This window comes from Streptomyces sp. NPDC020192 (genome assembly GCF_044388685.1).
In the GTDB taxonomy this organism is placed as follows: domain Bacteria; phylum Actinomycetota; class Actinomycetes; order Streptomycetales; family Streptomycetaceae; genus Streptomyces.
Window position 1 is genome coordinate 22,697 of the sequence record NZ_JBIRXG010000055.1, and the last position, 7,252, is coordinate 29,948.

The 7,252-nt window shown below is 68.4% G+C and carries 9 protein-coding genes and 2 pseudogenes; 3 read left to right on the top strand and 8 right to left on the bottom strand.

Annotated elements, in window-relative coordinates; all coding sequences use genetic code 11:
* Positions 1-151: 151 nt before the first annotated feature.
* A pseudogene (locus tag ACH47Z_RS44230) lies at positions 152-614 on the bottom strand (MFS transporter); the annotation flags it as partial.
* 78 nt (positions 615-692) lie between these two features.
* The gene (locus ACH47Z_RS44235) at positions 693-1,058 is read right to left on the bottom strand and encodes a hypothetical protein (RefSeq protein ID WP_399085344.1); all 366 of its coding nucleotides are present in this window, start codon (positions 1,056-1,058) and stop codon (positions 693-695) included.
* 639 nt (positions 1,059-1,697) lie between these two features.
* Here ACH47Z_RS44235 and ACH47Z_RS44240 point away from each other — a divergent pair.
* A complete protein-coding gene (locus ACH47Z_RS44240) occupies positions 1,698-1,838 on the top strand; it encodes a hypothetical protein (protein WP_399085346.1) in 141 nt (46 codons plus the stop codon).
* Positions 1,839-1,874: 36 nt separating this feature from the next.
* On the opposite strand, the pseudogene ACH47Z_RS44245 reads toward ACH47Z_RS44240, so the two are convergent.
* The 4 genes and pseudogenes from ACH47Z_RS44245 to ACH47Z_RS44260 form a co-directional block, all read right to left on the bottom strand.
* Positions 1,875-2,118: pseudogene (locus ACH47Z_RS44245) on the bottom strand (hypothetical protein); the annotation flags it as partial.
* Positions 2,119-2,179: 61 nt separating this feature from the next.
* Positions 2,180-2,347 carry a hypothetical protein gene (locus ACH47Z_RS44250; RefSeq protein ID WP_399085349.1) on the bottom strand — a complete coding sequence of 56 codons (168 nt, stop codon included), beginning with the start codon at positions 2,345-2,347 and terminating at the stop codon, positions 2,180-2,182.
* A 441-nt stretch (positions 2,348-2,788) separates the two neighbouring features.
* Entirely contained in the window at positions 2,789-3,568 is a 780-nt protein-coding gene (locus tag ACH47Z_RS44255) for a hypothetical protein (RefSeq protein WP_399085352.1), read from the bottom strand.
* A gap of 405 nt (positions 3,569-3,973) precedes the next feature.
* On the bottom strand, positions 3,974-4,480 hold the full coding sequence (locus ACH47Z_RS44260; RefSeq protein WP_399085356.1) for a hypothetical protein: 507 nt from the start codon (positions 4,478-4,480) through the stop codon (positions 3,974-3,976).
* Between the two features lie 440 nt (positions 4,481-4,920).
* Here ACH47Z_RS44260 and ACH47Z_RS44265 point away from each other — a divergent pair, with 440 nt between their 5' ends.
* Entirely contained in the window at positions 4,921-5,259 is a 339-nt protein-coding gene (locus ACH47Z_RS44265; protein WP_399085359.1) for a hypothetical protein, read from the top strand.
* A gap of 61 nt (positions 5,260-5,320) precedes the next feature.
* Positions 5,321-5,659 carry a hypothetical protein gene (locus tag ACH47Z_RS44270; protein WP_399085362.1) on the top strand — a complete coding sequence of 113 codons (339 nt, stop codon included), beginning with the start codon at positions 5,321-5,323 and terminating at the stop codon, positions 5,657-5,659.
* A 173-nt stretch (positions 5,660-5,832) separates the two neighbouring features.
* Here ACH47Z_RS44270 and ACH47Z_RS44275 read toward each other — a convergent pair whose 3' ends face one another.
* Positions 5,833-6,477, bottom strand: coding sequence for a hypothetical protein (locus ACH47Z_RS44275; protein WP_399085365.1), 645 nt, complete (start codon positions 6,475-6,477; stop codon positions 5,833-5,835).
* Positions 6,478-6,578: 101 nt separating this feature from the next.
* A partial coding sequence (locus ACH47Z_RS44280; protein WP_399085368.1) for a hypothetical protein occupies positions 6,579-7,252 on the bottom strand: 674 nt, incomplete at its 5' end.

Genomic DNA, 7,252 nt, shown 5'->3' on the forward strand with positions numbered 1-7,252 from the left:
GGGGGATCGCCGAGACAAGCCCGGCCCGTTCGGCATCTGGACCGCACCGAGCTGATCGCCGTGGTGGCAGGGCGGCAGGCGCCGCGCGGCTTGGCGCCCTGCCACGCATGCACGGTCTGCGCGCCCGTCTGTCCGATCCTCTACGGGATCATCAGGCAGCGATGTTCTCGGTGACCTCTGCCTCGTCAGTGGCCACGGGGGCCGGATTCGGTCCGCGCAGGGCTATGTAGACGAACAGGGCAGCCATGACGGCGGTGCCCACCCACATGGCCTGCTGCCATCCGTCGACGAAGGACTGCCGGGCGGCGTGGACCAGGTCCTGCGCGCGGGCTTGCGCTGGGTGCGGTCTTCAGGGCGTTGGCGATGCCCTCGCGCGCGGTGCCGAATTCTCGGGTGACGTCGTTGAGGGCGGAGGCGACGCCCTGCTTCTCGCGCGGCAGTGAGCTGGTGATGGCCTCCGTGGACGGCGTCATCGCCAGACCCGAGCCGAAACCCAGGGCGAGCAGGCCGGCCAGGACGGACAGATAGCCGCCGTCGACGGAGACGAACAGTGCCATCAGGGCCAGGCCGACACCGGTCAACGCGATGCCGATGGCCAGGGTCCTGCGGACGCCGGGGCTCTGCGGGCCCACCGAGGTGACCTGCACGGGTTCACACCCCCTTTCTCTCCCATCGAGGCCCGCGCGGCGCGCCTACGGATGGGTATGACCCCCGAACAAGTTGCGACCGAAATGGCCAAGTTGGGCGTGTATCTTGGCCCCGAGCTGGTGGAGGCATGGGAGCTGGGCACGAAAGTGCCGTCGGAGATCCAGCTTTTCGCGCTTGCCGGTGTGCTGTGGTGTCCGACCCACGCTGATGGCCATACGTCCCAGGACACTGTGAATCGCCGCGATCACCCCCTTCTCGGCCTCGAAGGCGCGTGCGGCCTTCAGCATGTCGACCGAGACCGTGGTCTCCGAACCGATGTCCATGTAGGGGTGCAGTCCGGTGCCGAGTCCCAGGCCCAGGTAGTCCGGGGCGACGGCGGCGAAACCCGCGCCGGCGAACATCACCGTCACCGCGCGGTCCGCGCCGTCGGCGACCGACCCGGCGCCGCCCCGGTAGGCGAGGGTGCCATGGGTGTACGAGACGGTACTGAGCCGTCGCGGGCCGTGGCGGGATGCGGCACGCGGAAGCGTGACCAAGCCTCTGGGCACGCGGTCCCGGTGGCCAGGGCCGGGGCCGCGGTGGCGGCCGCGACGGACAGGCAGACCCGGCGACCAGGGCCGCACGAGCGCCGCTGCGGCGAGGGGGCCGGAAGGGGCGGGTGGATTGGGTGGACACGTCTCGTCGGCTGCTGAGTGGCATCGCCTGATCCGCTCTTTCGAACACGGCTGCTGACAGGGCATCACTCTTCCGTTCCCGGCTCCTTGAGCCCCATGAGGCTGCTCCCCGACCGGGGTGGGGAGAGCGGGATGGGGCAACCCCCCCGGGAGGCTGTTGGTCAGGACCGGCCGGCGATGGATCACCAAAGGCGTCGGGTGATGGGACGGTTGTCCCAGCGGTTGCGGCTCGTGCAAGCGCCGGGATGGGCGTGCGGAGGGTGCCGCATCAGCCGAGCTGCCCCGTCGGCCGCATGGTGATGTGGTTGATGTCCACGCCCGCGCCATGAGAACCGAGGCCCCCCTGAGTGGTGGACACGCTGATACTGGTTCTGCTTGACGGAGGAAGCGAGAACACCGCCGATGGCGATGAAGGAGTACTCGGACGAGTTCAAGCCCGATGCCGTGGCCCTGTACAAGTCCACGCCCGGGGCGACCTACAAGAGCATCGCCGCTGACCGCGACCAGCACAACTGACAGACAACACCCGTCATCAAGTCGAGGTAACCGGCTTCAAGCCGCTCGAAGTGCGGCCTCTGGACGGGGCACCGCGGCATCGGGGTGGATGGGTCGCCGGGTGAGCCGGCGGCTCATCAGGGTGATGGCCGCGAGGATGAGCATCGCCTCGGAGTGCTGCGGCAGCGTCTCGTAGTCACGCGCGTTCCAACGGGCGTGAAGCAGCCACGCGAGTGACCTCTCCCCACCTGCGCGGCGGGACCACGAACCCCTTCGCGTCCTTGGGCCTGCTCACCGTCTTGGACGAGGAGACCGGTACCGTGCTGGCTGCCTGGCCCGACGAGCCGTAGACCCGACAGTGGCTACTCGGCCGAGTCCTCCGCAGCATGACGGGACCGCGCGCTCAACGCCTGCTCCAGCTCGTACCGGTTCTCCTCGGACATCGCAGCATGCTCGGTGATGTCCACCTGCGGGTCCCCGGACGCTTCACGCCAGCGGCGCCACTGCGCGTCGTGATCCTCGCCGGCCACGCCAGCGAGTTTCGCGCGCTCTTCCTCGGCGGAACGGTAGGACGGTGCACGCGACGGTGATCTTTCCGGTGTTCCGGCACGCTCACTCAGGTCCGGCTCCTACGGTCGGTTCACCGGCGGAAGTGGCACACGTGTGGAGGCGGGGCAGGAAGGCCTGGTTCGAGGCGCTGCGGGTTCTGCGCAACCGTGAGAGGCAATGGCAGTGGGGCTGGGTGCTGTCGGACGATCTGCCGCCACGTCATCAGCAGGCGGTGGAGCCGCCGCAGGGCAGGGGGCTGGCGGAGCTGGCCGACCGGGGGACGCGTGCGGAGCTGTCTGTGTACGAGGCCCGGCCGATCCTGTGGACAGCTCGTCTGTCGCCGCAGGGCCACGACGTGCTCACCTACACGGACGCCAGTCCCGCTCCCGAGCCACGCCAGGGTGCGATGTGCCGGTTTGGTGTCAGTGGGTGGGTGTCAATGACGGCATTTCAGGACGGGGAGTTTTTGCTGGTGGAGCGTTGAGGGTGAGCAGGCTTGCTGCCATGGGCTGGTGTCCGCTGCCGTCGTGACTGCCATGGGGCGTTACATCATGTCTCGTGTCGCTGTCATGGGAACGGCACTTCTGATCCTTTTGCGGGGCGGGCGGGTCACGGTTGTCTTCTGTCGGGCGTGTGGCCGAGGGAGGACCGGGTGGGGGAGCGGGAGATTGAGGGACCGGTGTCGGTGTCCCGGCCCCGGAGTGGCCGTCGCGCGCCGCGGTGAGCAGGTTCAGAACTCCGATGACGCGGTCGCTGATGACGGTTGCGGCGTAGCCGTCTTTCTCTGCTCGGCCGAGTAGTGGGCTGATGTCGCGGACGTGGGTGCGCAGCTGTGTCGTCGATCGCCACAACTGGGTGGCTTCCTTCCCCGGCAGCGGTTGAGACCCGTCGATGGCGGCCCGGAGCCGCTCCGCCTGTTTGAGTTGCCGGTGTGCCTTCGTCGTCGCGCTTGATGCGGTACTGGACTTCACCTCTTGGAGCATGCGGCTGCCGTCGGGCCTGAGCTCGGTCACGTCCAGGACGCGCAGCACGGAGGTGAGGTCGTGCAGGAGAGTGAAATTACCCTCTTTGTCTTTGGCCTCGACGACCTTGCCCAGCTCGTAGTCCAGGCCCTCCTTGCCGACGAACGGACCCGGCAGGGCGTTGCGTGAGAGGGCGACAATCGCGCGCCGGTCGTAGGTGTAGACCCGCCAGGCCAGCACGTCGCCTACGGCCCGCAATTGGCGGATGACGCGTTCGGCGACGTGCCGTTCCAGCCGCCAGTGCTCTTCGTCGCGGCTGTCGGGCGGGCAGCTCAGCTGTCATGGGGGGAGCGATGAAAGCGGCGGTCTCCGTGGTGTGGTCGCCGGGCCAGTCAGGCGCCTTGAGGCGTTGCACGCGGAGCAGCGCACGCCGGATGCTCTGAGCAGCCATCTGGGCGCGGTAGGAGGCTTGAAAGAGGTGTGCCTGGACGTCATGGAGGTTATCAACGCCGTGTCCGGCCGCGTCGCACCGTTCCAACAGCCAGCTGACGTTCGACAGATTTGCTAGGTGCTCGGGGTGCAGGAAGACCCGGTTGAGGTCCGACTCGTCGAGTCCGCTGAGCCCGCCATCCCAGGCCATCCGTCCTACCTCTGCCCGCACATGGTGTTCCGCCCCAGTGTCCACCACCTGCAGTAATAGGCACTGCTGGGTCTGGTGCCGTCACTGTCCGACCGCAGCGCCCTTCCGACACGCCATGCCCGGCGCGGCCGGTCCCGGTCACCACGGTGCGGAACGTGTGCCGGGCGGTCTTGATCCCCCCAGCATCGTGCCCAGGGTGTGCTTCGCGTGGTTGGGCTGGATGACGCGGCGTGTGCCGCGGCCTCCGCCGCGCTGATGGCCTCGCTGTACGCGCGCACCGGGTCCAGGACGCGTCCGTACGCTGCCTGCCAGGCGGCGAGGTGGTCGGCGGCGGGGTCGGCCGCCTCGCCGGCGATCGTCTTTCGGACCGCGTCGCGTACGACCGGGGTGACCCGTTCCTCCAGCCTGTCCCCGGCCGCGTTGACCCGGTAGGGCCCGGCCTCGTCGAGGAGTTCGCCCAGGAGGGCGACTGCGTCGTCGTGTGTGGCCCGGTCGTGGAGTATCTCGTCCACCACGTCCAGCAGCAGCGGCGCTGGCTACGAGTGCAGGTGACAGCCGGTACCGCTCCGTTGCCGGGCGTCGGCGGGTGCCTTCTGTTCTCGTCGCCAACGGCATCCTGGCGCGGCAGGTGCCTCCCTGAGTCGTCAACAACTGCTGTCGTGAGACGTCGATAAAGCCATGCAGACGACGCGCATGGACTGATCGGGTGCCGTTGGGGGAGCGCTCGGCTTGCGCACAGAGCCCGGAGGGGGCTCCAGTCGTTACGTTGAGGCCGACCTGGTTTGCGCTGGTAGGGCCGAGAGAGGACGTAGGCGCGTGCCATGGCCTTGCGTGGTCCTGGGGAAAGCCCCACGACGAGCAGCCGCTGGAGCCCCTGGGCCGATCTCCATGACCGGGTCCGCCGCACTGTCCGCGGCGAAGAGGCTCGCACACACCGGGAAAGGAAGCCTTGATGGGCGACAACATTCGGAGAACGAAGAGCGTCAATGGTGGTGACACGATCGACCAGTGGACTGCCGAGTCGACCAGCACAGCCGTGTTGGAGATCACGGTCGAAAGCCTCGACACGGGAAACTGCCCCGTCCTCGCTCGGCTGAGTCTCAATGATGCCAGCGGTCAGCGGACGGTCGATTTCGTGACTGTATCGAGTACCGACGCTCTGCCGTCGGGCCCGCACCGCACCATCATCGCCGGCTCCCTGGGCGGTTCTGTGAACCTCGTGGCACAGCCCCTCAGCGACAGTGATCCCGGGACGTGCAACGTGACCTACACCTTCAAGTGGGGGTCCTGACCCCTGGCCTTGCGCCGAACCTCGACAGCCCGAAACCCCCGACAGGAAGAGACGTGCGGTCATGCCTGAAGTGCTCGAGGACTCCTTTCCCAAGTCACGGGCGGGAGCGCCCGAATCTGTCATCGACTCGTGGAGCCACAACACCAGCGGGTCATCGTTCCTCATCCTTGTCGCGAGCCTGACATCCCCCAGTGCGCCAGCCGCCCTTGTCCTCACGGGATTCACCTCGGGCATCGCCGACGTCGTCGCCCTGACGTTCCGCGACTCCGACCCGTTCCCGTCCGGACCTCATCTCGTCAATGTGAACACCGACTGCACCCGCATCGAGCTGAGGGCACTCGCCGCCGAGAACGACCAACAGACGTCCTGCACGATCAACTACACCGTCAAGTGGCTGTGAGACACGGCCCCAGGGCGCACACGCGGCGGGGCCGCGGCCCCGTGCCGGTAACGTATGGGTACCGTCGGCAGGTGCGGGTGGCCCGGGACTTTGGTCGGGTTGAGCGGTCTCGGTCTTGCGGCGGCGGGCGGCCAGTGCCGCTGCGGTGCGGGGTTCGGGGACGGTCGCAGTCTTCACGCGGAGTCCTGTTCGGGTGCGTCGCCGTCGGCTGTGCACGTATCGCCGACCTCGCCCTCCTCGGTGCCTGCGTCGGCGAGGTCGGTAGCACGGAAGGCCGTGGACCACACGCGGTGGAAGTAGTCCTGGGGTTTGCGGAGGTCCAGGGCGAGGGCGTCGCCGAGGAGGCCGAGGCCGGCCAGGGCCTTCTCCAGGCCGTCGATGGCGCGGGCGGTGGGCTCGAAGCAGCGGTGCAGATAGTCGACAGTAGCGTCGTCCGGGGCGCCCTCGGCCAGCAGTCGCCACTGTTCGCGCTTGCGCCGCCAGTAGAGGAGGTCGGCGCCGGAGAGGGCGAACTTGCCGCAGTTGCGGCAGTCCGGGTTCCAGGGGCAGGCGCCGCCGTCGACGACGGGCTGGAAGGTGCAGAAGCCGCCCTCGGCGGGGGTGCTGCGGCGGGTGAGGTCGATGGCGAGGGCCTGAGCCTGCTCGCGGGTCAGCGCGGTGGCGGACTGGCCGGTCAGAAGCTTGCCGGGGCTGGCGGTGCCGGGGCCGGCGACCCAGACGTGCTGGAGGACGTTGTCCAGGTCGGACTGGGTGAGGTGGACGTAGTGCTCGGCCATCCGGTCGGAGACCTGGCCGAGGTAGCCACGGATGTGCGTCAAGCTGGCCCCGTGCCGCAGCGGCAGCCCGCGGCTGATCCGCCTGCCTTGAGCCAGCCACTGAGGCCCCCAGCCGGCGCGAGCAGTAGGTCGGCTGGGCGTGATCACCTGCAACGGCGCCGTCTAGTCCTGTAGCGCCGGCCGCATTGGGCGACGATGCCGGAGAGGAGCATGACGGCCAGACTTGCGCTGGCAACCGGGTTGAGGAGGTGCCAGACCAGGGCCACGATGACGGTGATGCCTCCTGCGAGAAGCCCGAGGCTCGCGCCCATCAGCACGCGCCCGCTCCAAGCCAGCCGGATCTTGTCCATGGCTGCCGGCTCCGGCGTCCGCTGCAGGGCGATGTAGTTGCCCGGGTTGCCGAGAACGTCGTCGAGCCCGTCGAACGAGCCGTCGCCCGGCGTGCAACAGAAGTAGACCGTGCTGCCCGGCTTGACCACGGCGGTGAGAGGCGGGCTCGAGCACCAGGCGATCTTCAGCTGCAGACGATGCACTCCCGATGGCACCTCAAAACGCAGCGTCTGCCCCCGGCGGATGCTGCCCACCTGCGCGTGGTCGAGCAGCACGGCATAGCCGCGAACGGCGTAGCGATAGCCTCCCCGAGCCCGCGACAGCACAAGTGTCCCGCCCAGACCGGCCTGTTTTGCCGATGAATAGCCCTGGACATCCATCGCGCCAGCCTTAGAGGTCATCTCATTTGGCGTGTTCGGTAGCCTGTTGGCGTGGGAATCGTTGAGCGGCTGGTGCCGGACGAGTTGTGGGAGTTGTTCCAGCGGGT